The sequence below is a fragment of the Flavobacterium sp. YO12 genome, from assembly GCF_004119495.1.
In the GTDB taxonomy this organism is placed as follows: Bacteria; Bacteroidota; Bacteroidia; order Flavobacteriales; family Flavobacteriaceae; genus Flavobacterium.
The window spans coordinates 98,591-115,863 of record NZ_NRQU01000006.1 but is presented as its reverse complement, the minus strand read 5'-3'; the positions used below and the strand labels follow the sequence as shown (position 1 = coordinate 115,863).

At 32.1% G+C, this 17,273-nt stretch carries 13 protein-coding genes; 5 read left to right on the top strand and 8 right to left on the bottom strand.

Annotation, left to right across the window (positions count from 1 at the left end; translation table 11 throughout):
- Window positions 1-23 precede the first annotated feature (23 nt).
- Together BOW55_RS03350 and BOW55_RS03345 are read right to left on the bottom strand one after the other, a co-directional pair.
- Window positions 24-1,604: a murein L,D-transpeptidase gene (locus tag BOW55_RS03350; RefSeq protein WP_129022966.1), complete on the bottom strand. Its 1,581-nt coding sequence runs from the start codon at window positions 1,602-1,604 to the stop codon at window positions 24-26.
- A 183-nt stretch (window positions 1,605-1,787) separates the two neighbouring features.
- Complete coding sequence (locus BOW55_RS03345) at window positions 1,788-2,201, bottom strand: DUF1573 domain-containing protein (protein WP_129022965.1); 414 nt, start codon at window positions 2,199-2,201, stop codon at window positions 1,788-1,790.
- 165 nt (window positions 2,202-2,366) lie between these two features.
- On the opposite strand from BOW55_RS03345, the gene BOW55_RS03340 reads away from it, so the two are divergent.
- The 3 genes from BOW55_RS03340 (at window position 2,367) to BOW55_RS03330 (ending at window position 5,186) form a co-directional block, all read left to right on the top strand.
- Window positions 2,367-3,629, top strand: a complete 1,263-nt coding sequence (locus BOW55_RS03340; RefSeq protein ID WP_129022964.1) for a sensor histidine kinase KdpD — start codon at window positions 2,367-2,369, stop codon at window positions 3,627-3,629.
- On the top strand, window positions 3,626-4,312 hold the full coding sequence (locus BOW55_RS03335) for a response regulator transcription factor (RefSeq protein WP_129022963.1): 687 nt from the start codon (window positions 3,626-3,628) through the stop codon (window positions 4,310-4,312). The genes BOW55_RS03340 and BOW55_RS03335 overlap by 4 nt, the downstream gene beginning before the upstream one ends.
- 109 nt (window positions 4,313-4,421) lie before the next feature.
- Window positions 4,422-5,186: an MBL fold metallo-hydrolase gene (locus BOW55_RS03330; RefSeq protein WP_129022962.1), complete on the top strand. Its 765-nt coding sequence runs from the start codon at window positions 4,422-4,424 to the stop codon at window positions 5,184-5,186.
- Between the two features lies 1 nt (window position 5,187).
- On the opposite strand, the gene BOW55_RS03325 is transcribed toward BOW55_RS03330, so the two are convergent.
- A complete protein-coding gene (locus BOW55_RS03325; RefSeq protein ID WP_129022961.1) occupies window positions 5,188-7,404 on the bottom strand; it encodes a radical SAM protein in 2,217 nt (738 codons plus the stop codon).
- Window positions 7,405-7,538: 134 nt separating this feature from the next.
- Here BOW55_RS03325 and BOW55_RS03320 point away from each other — a divergent pair, with 134 nt between their 5' ends.
- Window positions 7,539-11,606, top strand: a complete 4,068-nt coding sequence (locus BOW55_RS03320; protein WP_129022960.1) for a T9SS type B sorting domain-containing protein — start codon at window positions 7,539-7,541, stop codon at window positions 11,604-11,606.
- 57 nt (window positions 11,607-11,663) lie between these two features.
- On the opposite strand, the gene BOW55_RS03315 is transcribed toward BOW55_RS03320, so the two are convergent.
- The 5 genes from BOW55_RS03315 to BOW55_RS21210 all read right to left on the bottom strand — a co-directional run bounded on the left by BOW55_RS03315 (window position 11,664) and on the right by BOW55_RS21210 (window position 15,366).
- On the bottom strand, window positions 11,664-13,028 hold the full coding sequence (locus BOW55_RS03315; RefSeq protein ID WP_129022959.1) for a S9 family peptidase: 1,365 nt from the start codon (window positions 13,026-13,028) through the stop codon (window positions 11,664-11,666).
- Between the two features lie 41 nt (window positions 13,029-13,069).
- Window positions 13,070-13,732 carry an SdpI family protein gene (locus BOW55_RS03310; protein ID WP_129022958.1) on the bottom strand — a complete coding sequence of 221 codons (663 nt, stop codon included), beginning with the start codon at window positions 13,730-13,732 and terminating at the stop codon, window positions 13,070-13,072.
- Between the two features lie 3 nt (window positions 13,733-13,735).
- Window positions 13,736-13,990 carry an autorepressor SdpR family transcription factor gene (locus BOW55_RS03305; protein WP_089056237.1) on the bottom strand — a complete coding sequence of 85 codons (255 nt, stop codon included), beginning with the start codon at window positions 13,988-13,990 and terminating at the stop codon, window positions 13,736-13,738.
- Between the two features lie 99 nt (window positions 13,991-14,089).
- Window positions 14,090-14,596, bottom strand: coding sequence for an MFS transporter (locus tag BOW55_RS21215; protein WP_241686459.1), 507 nt, complete (start codon window positions 14,594-14,596; stop codon window positions 14,090-14,092).
- On the bottom strand, window positions 14,596-15,366 hold the full coding sequence (locus tag BOW55_RS21210; protein ID WP_241686458.1) for an MFS transporter: 771 nt from the start codon (window positions 15,364-15,366) through the stop codon (window positions 14,596-14,598). The genes BOW55_RS21215 and BOW55_RS21210 overlap by 1 nt, the downstream gene beginning before the upstream one ends.
- A 269-nt stretch (window positions 15,367-15,635) precedes the next feature.
- Between BOW55_RS21210 and bshC the strand changes: the two genes are divergently transcribed.
- Window positions 15,636-17,225, top strand: a complete 1,590-nt coding sequence (gene bshC, locus BOW55_RS03295) for a bacillithiol biosynthesis cysteine-adding enzyme BshC (RefSeq protein WP_129022957.1) — start codon at window positions 15,636-15,638, stop codon at window positions 17,223-17,225.
- Window positions 17,226-17,273 lie beyond the last annotated feature (48 nt).

Below are 17,273 nucleotides of genomic sequence, written 5' to 3'. Positions count from 1 at the left end.
ATTCACAGCTAAAACTTTTATGTTTATTCTTCTGTCAGTAGTTTTATCAAACTTTCATCTCTTTGATAAATATCTTTGTAAAAATTCATGTTCCCTTCTCGATCAACCCAAGCTGTAAAATAACCAATATAAACAGGTATTTTGTTTTTTAATGTGTACCAGCTTTCTTTACCTGCGTGCATGGCTTTGTCTATTCTTGCAGGTGTCCATGAGGGATCTTGTTTTAATAATTCAATTGCCAGTTCACGAGGTTTAGCCACACGCACACATCCATGGCTGAAAGCTCTGCTTTCTCTTTCAAATAAACTTTTTGACGGTGTATCATGCAGATAAATATTACTGGAATTTGGAAATAAAAACTTCACTAAACCTAATGAGTTATTTTTTCCCGGAAGTTGACGAACAGCGCCATTATTCCATTCTAAATTTTTCTGTTTTAAATAATTTTTATTTTTAGCCATTCCCGGTTTTATCTCTTTATTGATAATACTCGTTGGAACATTCCAATATGGACTAAAAACAATATTGTTCATCATTCCGCTAAAAACAACTGTTTTTGTCATTGCCTTACCTACCACAACCGCCGATGTAAATGCAATTTCACGATCTCGAATTAAATACAATTTAAACTCAGGAATATTTACCTCCAGATATTCCTTGCCTTTTTCTAATTCGGGATCAATCCAGCGGCAGCGCTCCATGTTGGCAATTATAGTTTTAATTCTATCTGATACGGGAACATTCATTTCGTCTATATGCTCTCGCAAGATTATATTTTTGGGAGATAAACCATGATGCAATTCGTAGTTTTTAATCGATTTCATTAAAACAGAATCACATACGGCACTTTTCGTATCCTCTTTAATATCTTTTGTAATATAAAGTCTTTCTCTAATTTGGGCTATAACTTTTGACGAATCTCCTAATTTGAGATTTTTATAATTATCGTCTATTTCAATAGTTTTCCAGCCGCCTTTTTTTTCAATTTCTCTGTATTCACGAAGAACATCGCGCAGTTTATAATACTGACTAAACATTTTACTCTTTCGATCGTCGTTTATAGTAGATTTTTGAAAAATAGAATCAGAGAAAACCTGATAATTCATTTTTTTTCGAGGAAGAAGCCATTCTAAAGATCTAGTCGTTTTTTCATCAAAACCACGATATACCTTTTCTCCGTAATAAAAATACAAATTGGTTATCATCAAGTCAGTATTTACTTGCGACAATTTGTTATCTGCATTACCCTCAAAAATAAAGTTGATTTCTTTGTATGGAAAATTGGCTTTTAAACCTTCATTATCTAAACCTTTATATTTGTTATACAGCGTATTTCCAAACTCGACCACCCCTTTGTTATCAAGCCACAATTGTGTCGATTCCTTCTTTTTATATAAAGAAAAAACCTCCTCTTGAAAATTCTTTAATTTAGGATAGGTTTCGTAAAAACTAGCAATAGCAATGCTGTCGATAGTAAGTCTAAGTTCAGGAACAACTGCTTTTGCCGTTTTGGTTTGATTATCTTCTTTTTTATCCGCTTTAGAATTACACGAAACTACAACTGCAAGAAGCATAACAGCAATAAAAGAATACCAAATTTTCATACTATTTTTTGTATAAAAATAGAAAAGTTTTACTGAAAACAAACCAATTATAAAAAAATAAATTTGTTCTTATTTAATCCTGTTTTATTCAAAAAAACAATAGAAATAAAAACAAAAAAACTCCAAATACATAACGCATTTGGAGTATCCACTTTATATAACTAACCTCTAAAAATAAACTTATTAAATAACAGTTCCTTTTAATGTAAGTACTTTTGGAGTTGTTTCAGCACTTGTTGTTACGGTAACTGTTTTTGTAAATCCTCCTTTGTTTGCTGCATTGTAAGTTGCAGTAACTTTAGCAGATTTACCAGGTAAAATTGGTTCTTTTGTATAATCAGTTGCTGTACAACCGCATGATCCTTTTACATCTGTAATTACTACAGCTGTTTTTCCTGTATTTTTAAATTCATAAACAATCGCTTTTGGAGTACCTTGAGGTATCTGTCCAACATCAATTGTTTCGGCTTTCCAAACAATTGTTGAAGCTGCTTCAATTACTGTTGTTTCAGAAACTAATGATTGTACTGGTGCTATTGCTGAAAAAGACATTAAGCCTAAAGCCAAAGCAAGCATAGAAATTTTAATGATTCTCATAGTTAAATATTTTAATTGGTTTATAATTCAAATTTTATATTTCAAAAGTAATCCAGACTAAATCAAATCGCTGTTAACCAGTTTCAAATCTTTGTTAACGACTTGTTAATTGCTGTTTTTAAATCTATTTTTGATTAATATTACACTTTTTTAAAGTCTCTTTTCTTGAAAATAAACAAACTAAATAGCATTATAATATTAGGATTGGTTGCCATAATCAGCATTTTGGTAGCGCAATTGCTTTGGACGAAAGAAGCTTTTACTATTGAACAAAAAAAACTGAACCAAAAAGCACATATTGCGTTGCTGGAAGTGGCAAAAAAACTATACGAAGGCACAAATCATGAAATGCCGACGCAGATTTCGGTTCAAAAAATTGCAAATGATTATTATATCGTAAATGTTGAAAATGATTTTGAACCTGATATTTTAGAGTTCTATCTAAAATCTGAGTTTAAAAAAATGAATATTACGACTGATTTTGAATATACGATGTACAATTGTCAAAGCGACGAAATGGTTTACGGAAATTACATTTCATTATCACAAAAAGGTAAAGAGAAAAAGACCGTTCATTTTCCTAAACACAAAAATTTAGTTTATTATTTTGCTGTTCGTTTTCCCAATGAAACCAGCTATTTATTTAGCTCAATGCGATTTTGGTTTGTTCTTTCGATTGCGTTAATTTTAGTTTTACTAATTTACGTTTATTCTATTTTTACACTCTTACAGCAAAAAAAATATTCTGAGCTGCAGCGGGATTTCATTAACAATATGACTCATGAGTTTAAAACGCCTTTATCTTCCATTTTAATTGCTTCAAAATATCTGAGCGACCAAAATCCGATTAAGGAGAACAAAAAACTTCATACTTATACGGAGATCATTATCAACCAAAGCAATAAGCTGAATCACCATATCGAAAAGATTTTAAATATTGCCAAATCAGATTACCGACCTTTAGAATTAAAAAAGGAAACCGTTTTAATTATTCCAATTATTGAAGAAGCAATTGAAAATATTCAGCTGAAATATCCAGAAGCGGTCATCAAAATTGAAACGCTTTCAAAGGAATATTTATTAGAAACAGATGTATTTCATTTTTCTAATATCATCTATAACCTTTTAGACAACGCGGTAAAATACTGCAATAGAAAACCAGAAATCACAGTTAGAATATCGGACGAAAAGTCAATTTTAAAGATTGAAATTATTGATAATGGAATTGGAATTTCTTCTAAAAAAATATCCTTTATATTTGATAAATTTTATCGGATTCAAAATGAAAAAAGCAATGAGGTTAATGGTTTTGGACTTGGTTTATATTATGTAAAAGAAATTTGCGGACTGCAAAACTGGAAAATTAAAGCCGAAAATAATGCAACAAACGGAGTTACTATAACTTTATCTATTCCTTATAAAAAATGAAACAATATAAAATACTTTATACCGAAGATGATGAAACATTAGCCTTTTTGACCAAGGATAATTTAGAACAAAACAATTACGAAGTTGTTCATTGTATTGATGGTAAATCTGGCTTGGAAACTTTTAAAAAAGAGAGTTTTGACATTTGTATTTTTGATATTATGATGCCAAAAATGGATGGTTTTGAATTGGCTTCAGAAATAAGAAAAATAGATTTAGATGTGCCTATTATTTTTCTATCAGCAAAAACTTTAAAAGAAGATCGTATAAAAGGACTTCGTTTAGGAGCTGATGATTATTTGGTAAAGCCTTTTAGTATTGAAGAATTAATGCTTAAAATTGAAATTTTTCTAAAACGCTCACAGCGAAATATCACGGTTGAGAAATCGATCTACGAAATTGGAAAATACCAATTTGATACTAAAAACTTCATTCTCTTTAATGATGATGAAAAAATTGGACTTACTCAGCGTGAAGCCGAATTATTAAAACTATTTCTCGATAATAAAAACTCTGTATTAAAAAGAGAACAAATCCTAACCTCTCTTTGGGGAACTGATGATTATTTTATGGGTAGAAGTCTTGATGTTTTTATTTCGCGGCTTCGTAAAATTCTATCCAATGAAAAAGGTATTTCGATAGAAAATCTTCACGGAATTGGTTTCAGGTTTTCTATTGAATAAATTCCTGAAAATTCTTAATTTAAACACTAACAATTTTATTAAAAACAAAGAGAAATCTATAAATTAAATTTGAAAAATCTTTGTATTTTTAATATCTAATTTTCCAGATATGAAAATACATCATTTGCGAAATGCGACTTTAGTTATTGAAACAGAGAAGCATGTAATTTTGGTTGATCCAATGTTAGGAAAAAGAAAAACGATTCCTCCATTTACAATCTTTCGATACAAACCAAAAAGAAATCCCTTAGTTTCTTTGCCTAAAAACAGCCGAGAAATTTTGAGCAGAGTAACTCATTGTTTAATTACTCATTTACATCCTGATCATATAGACAAAGCTGGTGAAGTCTTTTTAAGACGAAAAGGAATATCTGTTATTTGCAACACAAAAGATGAAAAAGAGTTAACGAAAAGAGGACTTAACATTGTTCAAACTTTAAATTACTGGGAACCTCAATCTTTTTTAGATGGAAAGATTATTGGCATTCCGGCGCTTCATGGTTATGGTTTTGTTGCAAAATTAATGGGAAATGTAATGGGATTTTACATCGAACTCGAAAATGAGAAATCTGTTTACATAAGCGCTGACACCATTTTTACCAATGATGTGCAAAAAGCGCTCATCGAGTTAAAACCTGATATTGCAACTGTTGCCTGCGGAACTGCCAGATTAGATTTTGGACAGCCTTTATTAATGCGAATGAATGATATTTTGAAATTTACAACACTTGCTCCTGGAAATGTTTTTGCAAATCATCTTGAAGCTTTAAACCATTGTCCAACAACTCGTGAAGAACTCAAAACGGCTCTTGCTGAAAACAATCTTCTCTCTAAAACTGCAATTCCAAGCGACGGAACTTTTGTAGAATACTAATTTATAAAACTAATAATCCGAACTCGCGTAAAGTGTTTATAGGTTTTGAATACCAAAACAATTCAAAATCTTCTAAATGAGTTTCAAAGTCATTTTTCACTTCTTGAAAAGTATAACTTTTAGGATTTGAAACTGAAATTTTAGTTAGAATTTCAATTAACCATTTACCTTCTTCATTACTGGTTTGAATAGCAAAACTTTGTTTTTTGTCATGAAAAGTCAGCGACATCATTTCCCAGCTTCTGCCTTTTTTAGATTTAGTAAAAATCTCCGTTGAAGGTTTTCCGCCAAGCCAAATCACTTTTGCATTTGGCTTTGTATTGAAATCATTTTGCTCTTCAAGTGCATTAAATATAAAATCGGGGTGAATTTTTGTCTTTGGAATTTTGAAATCAAACCAATCTTGAAGTTCGTAATCAAAACAAATTCCGTGCATGAAATTAAAAAGCGATTTCTTTAACCCAAAACTAAATTTATCGTGATTAATTCCCGTTGAATCTGTGTATTCAATATCATTATTAGCAAAAGTTCCAATAGTTTCAGAAGCCTTAGTTACACCAAATTTTTCAGGATACAACCCAACCGGACTATGAGCCGTTAATGCAAACTGATGCCAAAATCCAGACTGTAAAACTCCCGCTTCAAACAATTGACGAACCATTTCAAGACTATCAACTGTTTCTTGGATCGTTTGTGTTGGATATCCGTACATTAAATAGGCATGAACCATAATTCCCGCTTCGGTAAAATTGCGAGTTACTTTAGCAACTTGCTCCACTGTTACACCTTTGTCTATTAATTTCAACAATCGGTCTGAAGCAACCTCTAAACCACCTGAAACTGCAATACAGCCAGACGCCTTTAAAAGAAGACAAAGATCTTTAGAAAAACTTTTTTCAAATCTAATATTCGTCCACCATGTAACTGCAAGTTTTCGCTTTAGAATTTCAAGTGCCAAAGCGCGCATTAAAGCTGGCGGTGCAGCTTCATCAACAAAATGAAAACCATTTTGCCCCGTTTGCAAAATCATTTCTTCCATTCGATCACAAAGTAAACTTGCCGCAACTGGCTCGTAAACTTTAATATAATCTAACGAAATATCACAAAAAGTACATTTTCCCCAGTAACAGCCATGTGCCATAGTAAGTTTATTCCAACGCCCATCGCTCCACATTCTGTGCATTGGGTTTACAATTTCAATTACCGAAATGTATTTATCCAAAGGCAGATCTGAGTAATCTGGAGTTCCTACTTGTGATTGCTTATAATCGTGTTTTAACGAATTATTTTTATAAACTACTTCTCCTTTTTCTAATAAAAAGGTTCTTTTATAATGCTTCTCGCCCCTCGACTCCGCTCGGGATGACATATTTTCAATAAGTTCTTCTATTGGAACTTCGCCATCGTCTAAAGTGATGAAATCGAAAAATTCAAAAACACGTTTATCTGAAAGTGAACGCAGTTCTGTATTTGGGAAACCGCCGCCCATTGAAATCTTAATTTCGGGGTGGTTTTGTTTTACCCATTGTGCACATCTAAATGCGCTGTATAAATTTCCTGGAAAAGGAACAGAAATCAAAAAGAACGTAGGCTTTACAGCTTCAATTTTTTCTTTTAAAATAGAAATTAAAACGGAATCAATATAAGTTGGTTCTTGTTGAAGCGCTTCGTACAATTCATCAAAAGAATTGGCACTTCGGCCTAAACGTTCTGCATATCGGCTGAAGCCAAAATTTTCATCAACGCATTCTACAATAAAATCCGAAATATCTTCAAGATATAAAGTCGCCAAATGTTTGGCTTTATCTTGCGTTCCCATTGTTCCAAAAGCCCAGTCAAGCTCTTCCAACTGTGCAAAACGAGAAGCTTCAGGCAGAAAATCTTCCTGACAAATCTGCAAAGCCAAAGTTGGATTTTTTCCCTGCAAAAACTGAATTACAGCATCGATGGTTTTGATGTATTCATCCTGTAAAGCAAAAATACGCTTAGAGTTATCTGAGATTTCAAAACCAAAAGTCTCAAACTTAAGACTTGAAGTTTTAAACAAATTATTTAATCCTTTCTTCGAGAACAATTCTAAAATCACATCAATACCCAAATCTGCCTGAACCGACTCGATATTTTTGGTATTCAAAAAACCTTTTATATAAGCCGTTGCCGGATACGGAGTATTCAGTTGTGTAAATGGCGGCGTTATAACGAAGAGTTTAGTTTTCAACAGAAATTATTTTTTGCAAAAATACGAGATATTTAGAGATTTTTATGGGAAAGATTCTATAAGCAGTCGTTTTAGATTTTTGATTTTGTTTTGTAAGATATTTAATTAATTTTACTCCTATCCAAAACAAACCTATGAAACATAAATTACTTTTATTTTTTTTGTTCATTGCAATTCAATTATATTCTCAAAACAAAAACCAATCCATTGGTTTTAAAGAAAATAAAGGTCAAATTGTAGATCAAAAAGGAAAACCCAATACCGTTGTAAAATATTTATTGAATTCTAATGGATTAAATGTTCAATTAAAGAAAAATGGATTCTCATATGATATTTACGAAGTAAAGAAAACACCTATTGTTTGTTCTAAAACAGCAAAAACACTTCCAGATTTAACTTTTGACAAGGAAAATAACGAAAACCAAGAGTTTAGTTTAGAATATACATACCATAGAATCGATATTGAATTTCTAAACTCAAATTCAAAAGTAGAATTAGTTACTAAACAAAAGTTAACCGATTTTGACAACTACTACAATATTCCTAATAAACCTGAGGGAATTACCAACGTATATCAATTCAAAGAAATTACGTACAAAAACATCTATCCAAATATTGATGTTATTTTTACAATTCCTGCCGATCCTCAAAAAACAGTCGAATATAATTTTGTAATTCATCCAAAAGGAAAAATTTCTGATATTCAATTAAAATTTACTGGAGCTGAAACTAATTTAGTTGATAATAAAATCCAAATGAATGTTCGTTTTGGAAAAATGGAAGAAACGCTTCCTGCGAGTTGGATTGAAGACGGAAATAGTAAAACGGAGATTGAGGTTGAATATAAAAAAATAAATAAAAACACTTATGGATTTAATTCAGTAGATTGTTCTAATGAAAAAACGATTGTAATTGATCCTGTGCCAATAAGATTGTGGGGAACATATTATGGCGGTGCAGAGTTCGATTATGCAACCTCAATTTTCACAAAAGACGATTTTGTCTATATGGCTGGAGTAACCTACAGCATCAGCAATATTGCTTCTTCTGGCTCTTTTCAAACATCTTATTATTCAAGCACAGACTATGATGCTTTTTTTGTTAAATTTAATCCTGATGGCACTCGTATTTGGGGAACTTATTTTGGCGGGAATTTTGCTGATCAAATTATGAAAATTAAAGTCTCAAATAATGACAACATCTATATAGCTGGTAAAAGTCTAAGCCCTACAAATATTTCAACTTCAGGAACTCATCAACCAGTAAAAAATCGTTATTTTGATGGTTTCGTGGCCAAATTTGATTCGAACGGCATTAGAAAATGGGCTACTTATTACGGAGGATCAGACAACGAATCTATAAATAGCATTTTAATTGATTCAAATGAAGACTTTTACATTTTTGGAGAAACTAATAGTACCGCAAATATTGCGACACCCAATTCTCATCAAAGTAATGTTGGAAACACATCGGATGGTACACAAGATGGCTTCATAGCTAAATTTAATATTGCAGGTGTTCGTCAATGGGCAACATATTACGGAGGAAGTAAAGCAGATGCTATTTTTGATGCCGAATTTGATTCAGATGGAAATATTATTATTCTTGGCTCTACAGGAAGCAGCAACAATATATCGACAGTAAATTCTTATCAAGAAACAAATCTTAAATCAGATGGCTTCTTAGCAAAATTCACACCAAATGGAAATATACTATGGGGAACCTATTTTGGTGGAGAAGGTGATGATTATTTTCTCAACATGGGAGTAGACTCAAATCATAACATTTATTGTTTTGGAAAAACAAACAGTATCCAAAACATAAGCACTTCAGGTGTTTTTCAGGAAACCTATCTTCGAACTCAAATTTCAATTAATCAAAATACTAGTAATGGTTGTATTTTTAAATTCAACGGTAATGGTCAAAAGATCTGGGGATCTTACTTTTTTCCAGAAACATTAGGAGGATCTGTTTCAAAAAATGGTTCTATTTACTTTGCAGGACGGGCTGAAAATGGATTTTCACCTACAATAAATGCTTACCAAGAAACCCGTAATCCTGGAACAGAGTCCTATCTTGTAAAATTCAATACAAATGGACAAAGAGAATGGGCAACATACTTTGGCGGAGAAATGGCAGATAATGCATTGATCACAGATGTAGATAACAAGTCAAATATTTATTTGGCAGGAGCAACAAATAGTACAACAAATATTGCAACCCCTGGTACATATCAACTAAATCTATATCCTAAAATTAATAGTTATACCCCAAATATTGGAGATGCTTTTCTAGTAAAATTTAAAGATTGCCAATCGAACTTAACGGCCTCTAGTAACTCACCCGTATGTATTGGCAAAACATTAGAACTTACGGCCTCAGGAGGAACAAACTATTCCTGGACAGGACCAAACGGATTTGTATCTACTGATCAAAACCCAAAAATTATAAATACAACAACTTCAAACTCCGGTGAATATTCATGTACAATTACAGGAAGTGGAGATTGTGATGACATTAAAAAAATCAGTGTTATAATTGGTGATATAGAAGCTCCAGTTCCTAAAATGAATATTTTACCAATAATAACTGGAGATTGCAACACTGTAATAAATACAATCCCAAGTGCTGCAGATGCATGTGCTGGACAAATTACTGGAACAACTACAAGTCCATTATCTTATAGCTTACCTGGAACTTACACAATTGTTTGGAATTATAACGATGGAAATGGAAATTCATCAACTCAAAATCAAGTTGTAGAAATTACAAGTGTTCCTATTCCTACAGTAAATTCTACTCAAGACTTCTGCATACAGCAAAATGCAACATTAGCCAATATTCAAATTACAGGAAATACTATAAAATGGTATAACGCCCTAACGGCTGGAACACTTTTACCAGATACAACTTTACTTCAAAATGGAATAACGTATTATGCATCGCAAACTATTAATGGATGTGAGAGTGAAAGAGTTCCAGTAACAATTACAATTCAAAATACTCTAGCACCAACAGGAACTGCAAATCAGCCTTTTTGTACAAGTCAAAATGCCACAATTGCCAATATTCAAGTTATCGGAACTTCAATAAAATGGTACGATACATTAACTAATGGTTCTTTGTTAGCAGGAACAACAAATTTGATTAACGGAAAAACCTACTATGCTTCGCAAACAATTAATGACTGCGAAGGCCCGAGATTTGGAGTTACTGTTACAATCGTAAATACGCCTTCTGCTCCAACAGGAAACGTAAATCAGTCTTTTTGTAAAAACCAAAATGCAACCTTAAGCAGTATTCAAATTTTAGGGCAGAATATAAAATGGTACGATACCAATATGTCTGCAGCCACTTTACCAAACACTACTTTATTAGAAGACAACAGAACATACTACGCTTCTCAAACTATTGGATGCGAAAGTGATAGAACTCCTTTTTTAGTTAGAATTTACGACACCACATTACCAACAGGAAGTAATAATCAACAATTTTGTATAGATGAAATTGCTACTATCGAAAATTTAAATATAAATGGGAACAATATTAAATGGTACGATGCCGCAACAAACGGAAATATATTACCCGAAACAACTTTATTACAAAACAACATCTATTACGCATCGCAAACATTGAATAATTGCGAAAGCCCACTATTTGCCATAACTGTAAAAATTCAGGATACTCAAATCCCACTTGCTGATTCACCACAAGCATTTTGTATTCAGAAAAATGCTACTATTAATGATATTGATATTACAGGGCAAAATACAAAATGGTTCGAAAGTGCTTCTTCGACAATTGTGTTATCGGAGTCAACTCCTTTAGAAAATGGAAATACTTATTATGCCACTCAAACCTTAAATAACTGCGAAAGCGACAGAATTCCTGTTACCATAAATATTCTTGAAGCGACACATAAAGATTGCATTAATTTAGTTGATGAACTTCCTTTTCCTAATTTTTTTACTCCAAATGATGATGGTTACAATGACACTTGGTCCATTAATTTTGATTATCTCGCACCAAATAGTAGTATCAAAATATATGATCGTTATGGAAAACTCCTTAAACAACTAAGCAAAAATACTTCTTGGGACGGAACTTTCAGCGGTCAGGATTTACCTGCTTCCGATTATTGGTTTACGGTTACTCGAGCAAATGGAACCGAATTTAGAGGTCATTTTAGTTTGAAACGATAAAAAAACAACCGCAAAAGTATATTTTGCGGTTGTTTTTTATTTACAACATTTTTTAACTTATTTCGTCTGCAATAAAACCCACCTTGATATTTCTTCTAAAGTTATTGGAGAAAAAGTCTGTTCAATTTTTTCATATTCATCTGGCGAACCTATTTTACACTCCTGAAACAAATGATTTAAATTAGGTAAAATTTTAGCCGTCACTTTTTTATTTCCCGCTTTTGCTAAAGTCTTTTCTATCACTTGTAAATTAACTTCTGCAGGGACTTGCAAATCTTTACTTCCATTAAGCGCTAAAACTGGACATTTTACTTTTGCTAAAGCAACTGCTGGATCCATTTTTATAAAAGTGTACCACCAATTACTTGTAATTTGGTGCGTCGCCGCTTTTGCTTGATTCTCATCAAATTTTGAATTAAAATAAGTACCTACACTCTTTTTGAAATTTTCATCATTTGCAGAAGAAGCCAAAACAAGATCGTAAGCCCCCTTTAAAATTTCTTGTCTTTTTTTAATTTCCTCGTTAGAAACACCACTTTGTCTCTCTATTAATTCGGTTTGTAAAAGTAATAAAGCATCGCCACGCAGACCTGGACCTGCCAATAAAACAACAAAATCAACATCTTTAGAATTTCCAGCTATAATAGGTGCAATTAGTCCGCCCTCACTATGACCAATTAATCCCATTTTCTTTTTATCAATTTCTTTTCTTGTTTTTAAATAATCAACTCCAGCCTGAACGTCTTTTGAAAAATCAATCGTGGATGCTTTCGAAAAATCTCCTGTAGATTCGCCTGCACCACGATCATCAAAACGTAATACCGCAATGCCTTTTTTAGTCAAATAATCCGCTAAAACGAGGAACGGTTTATGTCCTAAAAGTTCTTCATCTCTATTTTGTCTGCCACTTCCTGTAATTAATATCACAGCCGGAAAATTACCCTCTTTTTTAGGAAGAGACAAAGTTCCTGCTAAAACGACGTTATCTATTTTATTCTCGAATTTTACTTCTTCAGTATAATATGGGTAAGGCTTTTGCGGTTCCTGAGGTCTTGCATAAACTTGTTTTTGAATAGTTTCCCTAGATAAATCCAGTTCTAAAGATTGTCCTCCCTGCGTAAATTTTCCAACAACAATATTATCTTTATTCAAGGTACCCTCGTAAGAAATTTGAGCACTTGGAATTTCCAATTTTAAAATCGAATTTTCAAAAACAACTTTCCCCAAAGGAATTCCTGTGACTTTCTGATCTGGACTATCCATTGTCCCATTATATCCATTTTCTGCTTTGTTGACATGAAAAACAACTCTTAACTGCCCGTTCGGAACCTTCAAAAGTCCATTCCATTGTCCTGTAATTTCTTGTCCGTTCATTATAAAAGAAATTAAAGCTGTAATTATAATAAGTACTGTTTTTAACATTTTTATTTGAATAAGTGAATGATTTAATTGATTTTCAACCGTTACAGTTTTTCTTCTTTTTTCTCTAATTGCTTGAATTTGATAAAGGAATATGCAATTGGTACAAATGCTAAAACAACTCCGATAGCAATGAAAGCTTTAGCGAAAATAGGGCCTGAAAAAATAAGTGCCCCTAAAATGATAATTAGACCGCCGCCAAACCAAAGCTTACCTGCAAATACGTGCGTAGCTTTCCAAACTTCAGGATTTTCTAATGTCCACGGTGTTCTAATTCCGATAAAATAATTGGGCTGAATTACTTTAAAATAATTTCCTAATGCCATTAATAAAGCACCAATCAAAACATACATTAAATTCGGATTTGAAAAAGTTTGATTTTTTGAGATGTATATTATGAACAATGCAAGCAAAGACATAATCAAAATCAGAAAAAACTTCAATTGATAAAATTTAGACCCCATTAAAGAAATCCTTTTTTTAGGATCAAATTTTGCAGCAGCAATCGTAATAAGATACATTAAGCCCGGCAGCATAAAAACCAATACAATCAAGAAAGATTTATTTCCCCAATCGTCAATTTGTCCATTAATATTCCAATGTATTGGAACTCTTTCCGGAAGACTGTTCCAAATTGTACCTAAATACACAAAAGGAGCCAATACAATTCCAATAATTGGAAGCTCTTTTTTTAATTCTAAATTCATTTTTTATTTTTTAAAAGTTAATATCCATTGCAAGACATCCTCCATTATGGTGGTATTGATGGAATAAATGATGAATTGCCCTTTTTTTTCGGATGTAATTAAATCCGCTCGTCTTAAAATATCTAAATGATGCGAAATACTAGGTTTTGAAATATTAAATGCATCTGCAATTTCGCCTGCAGACATATCTTTCTGTCTTAAAAGCTCAAGAATTTCTCTTCTTGTTGCATCATTTAATGCTTTAAAAATATCATTCATTCTATTTACATATTTAGACAAATATCTAAATACTTTTTAAACTAACAAAAAAAAGCAGTAATTTTTAAATTACTGCTTTCGTATATCTTTAAAAATATTCTAAAACTTATGCTCCTCTTTACTGATTACCAAAAACGAAAATAATGAAATACAAGCTGCGGCTGTTAAATACAACCCTACATAACTTACGCTATAAGTAGAGGCTAAATAAATGGCAATCATTGGCGCAAAAGCAGCTCCAAGAATTCCTGCCATATTAAAAGTCAAAGAAGCACCAGAATAACGAACATTTGTTGGAAACAACTCTGATAAAAATGTTCCTAAAGGACCATAAGTGAACCCCATTAACCCCATTCCGATGCAAGCAAAAGTGGTAATTAAAGCAATGTTTCCAGTACTCAGAAAGTACGAAAAGAAAAAACCAAAAACTGCAATAGCTCCTGTGGCAACAATAAGCATTTTACGACGTCCGATTTTATCAGCAACTACTGCCGAAACTGGAATAAAAGCCGCAAAAAACAGTACCGAGAATAATTGCACTAATAATGCATCTCTTTTGACAATTCCTAAATCTGAAGTCGCCCAGCTCAATGTAAAAACCGTCATTAAATAAAAACTAAAAAAGTTGTAATGGCAGCAAACGTCCCAAAAATTAACTGATTTTTATATGATTTTACCAATACTAAAAAAGGGATTTTAACTTCTTCCTTCTCTTTTTTAGAATTTTCAAATGAAGGTGTTTCAGTAATTTTTGTTCGAATATAAAAACCGACTACAACCAAAAGTGAACTGGCAATAAATGGAATTCGCCATCCATAATCCATAAAATCTTCATTACTCATTGAATCGGTTAACAATAAAAATGTTCCTCCCGAAAGTAACAATCCTATTGGAGCGCCTAGTTGCGGAAACATTCCGTACCAAGCACGTTTGTTTGGCGGTGCATTTTCTATAGCCAGCAAAACTGCTCCTCCCCACTCACCTCCTAAACCAACACCTTGTCCAAAACGGCAAAGCATCAACAATAATGGCGCCGCAACACCTATACTGGCGTAACTTGGCAAAAATCCAATCGTAACTGTAGAAATACCCATTGTTAATAAAGCCGCCACTAATGTAAATTTACGTCCGATTTTATCACCATAATGACCAAAAAAAGCAGAACCTAAAGGTCGTGATAAGAATGCAATTGAAAAAGTAGCTAACGATTCCAGAGTCGCCATAGTCGAATCTGAACTGGGGAAAAATAATTGTGGAAAAACTAATACAGCTGCATTAGCGTAAATATAAAAATCAAAAAATTCAATTGTAGTACCAATTAGGCTTCCAAAAAGAACGTGTTTTAAGGAGTTCTTCTTTTTTGGGTTAGTTTCCATGTAAAATAGATATATTTATTTCTGCTACAAAAATAGGTTTTCACCTCTAATAATTCAATGATACATAAATTAGTTTTAAACCATTTACACATTATTAACAAATTTAATGCGTTTTTGTATTTTTACAACCCCTTAAAAAACTTAATTAAAAAACTGATTTTAAGACATTTATCTTAAAATTTAAAAATCAATTCTTAAGCAATCGTTAAAACCAATTTTGACTGTATATTTTCATTAAATTTACAGCTGTCAAAAATAAATTTCAAATTATGCCTACAGACTGTATCAGCTACCAAACTTCAGAATATTTTTCTAAATTAATACAAGATTATTTAGATCAAAAATCAGAATTAAAGCCGCTGTACAATCATTTTCCTACTTTAGAAAATTTTCAGAAACAAATCACTGAAAAAACAGCCAACTTTGACAATAACAATCGAATTCCTTTAGTAGAGACTTTAAAAAAGCAATATCAAAACATAGAAGTTTCGAATTCTACTAAACAGAACATTGAACTTCTTGCACTCGAAAATACCTTTACAATTACAACTGGACATCAACTAAACTTATTTAGCGGTCCATTGTATTTTTTATATAAAATTATTTCGACCATTAATCTTACTGAAGAATTAAAAGCGAAATACCCATCACAAAATTTTGTTCCGATTTACTGGATGGCAACAGAAGATCATGATTTTGAAGAAATTAACTATTTTAATTTTAAAGGAAAAAAATTCAGATGGAACAAAGAAAGTAATGGTCCAGTTGGAAGACTTTCGACTGAAGGTCTGGCAGAGTTTTTTGAAATTTACGCTTTAGAATTAGGCTCAAGTACAAATGCCAATGTATTAAAAAAGCTCTTCGCTGATGCTTATTTAAAACACGATAATCTAGCCGATGCAACTCGATTTTTAGCGAACAGCTTATTTGCAGACTATGGTTTAGTAATCTTAGATGCTGATGATGCACACTTAAAACGTGCCTTTATTCCGTATGTAAAAGAAGAACTAGAAAAACAAACTTCATACACAGCCGTTCAAAAAACAATTGAACAGCTTGCAGCATATACAATTCAGGTAAATCCGCGCGAGATTAATTTATTTTATATTGAAGATCACTTACGCGAAAGAATCATTTTTGAAAATGACAAGTACGTTGTAAATAATACAAAAATCACGTTTTCAAAAGAAGAAATTTTCAACCTTTTAGAAAGTAATCCCGAAAAGTTCAGCCCAAATGTGATAATGCGTCCGCTTTATCAGGAAATCATTTTACCCAATTTATGCTATATTGGCGGAGGCGGAGAAATTGCCTATTGGCTTGAATTGAAATCTTTTTTTGACACTGTAAATATTACATTCCCAATGCTTTTAGTTCGTAATTCCGTTCTTCTAGCAACTGAAAAACAAGCTAAAAAAGCAGATCAGCTGCATTTAAGCTGGAAAGATTTATTTACCAAACAAGAGAATTTAGTCAACACAATCACACATAAAATTTCGACATTTCCTATTGATTTGACGCCGCAAAAAGATATTTTGAAAACACAATTTCAATATCTTTACGAACTGGCAGATCAAACTGACAAATCATTTTCGGGAGCTGTTAAAGCACAGGAAATAAAACAGACAAAAGGTCTTGAAAATTTAGAAAAACGTTTATTAAAAGCGCAAAAACGAAAATTATACAATCAATTACAACGTGTTATTGATTTACAATGCGAATTATTTCCAAATAATAGTTTACAAGAACGCCAAACCAATTTTTCTGAGTTTTATTTAGAAAAAGGCGAAGAATTAGTACCGCTTTTATTGGAGAACTTGAAACCATTAGAAATGAATTTTAACATTATAACAATATAAAAAAGTCAACCGCGAATTGTGCTAATTCAAACTAATTTCTAGTTGTAA

Excerpts from the sequence above, each read along its gene's own strand:
- BOW55_RS03350 (WP_129022966.1), bottom strand. The coding sequence starts at position 1,604 with ATGAAAATTTGGTATTCTTTTATTGCTGTTATGCTTCTTGCAGTTGTA.
- BOW55_RS03345 (WP_129022965.1), bottom strand. The coding sequence starts at position 2,201 with ATGAGAATCATTAAAATTTCTATGCTTGCTTTGGCTTTAGGCTTAATG.
- BOW55_RS03335 (WP_129022963.1), top strand. The coding sequence starts at position 3,626 with ATGAAACAATATAAAATACTTTATACCGAAGATGATGAAACATTAGCC.
- BOW55_RS03330 (WP_129022962.1), top strand. The coding sequence starts at position 4,422 with ATGAAAATACATCATTTGCGAAATGCGACTTTAGTTATTGAAACAGAG.
- BOW55_RS03320 (WP_129022960.1), top strand. The coding sequence starts at position 7,539 with ATGAAACATAAATTACTTTTATTTTTTTTGTTCATTGCAATTCAATTA.
- BOW55_RS03315 (WP_129022959.1), bottom strand. The coding sequence starts at position 13,028 with ATGTTAAAAACAGTACTTATTATAATTACAGCTTTAATTTCTTTTATA.
- BOW55_RS03310 (WP_129022958.1), bottom strand. The coding sequence starts at position 13,732 with ATGAATTTAGAATTAAAAAAAGAGCTTCCAATTATTGGAATTGTATTG.
- BOW55_RS03305 (WP_089056237.1), bottom strand. The coding sequence starts at position 13,990 with ATGAATGATATTTTTAAAGCATTAAATGATGCAACAAGAAGAGAAATT.
- BOW55_RS21215 (WP_241686459.1), bottom strand. The coding sequence starts at position 14,596 with ATGACGGTTTTTACATTGAGCTGGGCGACTTCAGATTTAGGAATTGTC.
- BOW55_RS21210 (WP_241686458.1), bottom strand. The coding sequence starts at position 15,366 with ATGGAAACTAACCCAAAAAAGAAGAACTCCTTAAAACACGTTCTTTTT.
- bshC (WP_129022957.1), top strand. The coding sequence starts at position 15,636 with ATGCCTACAGACTGTATCAGCTACCAAACTTCAGAATATTTTTCTAAA.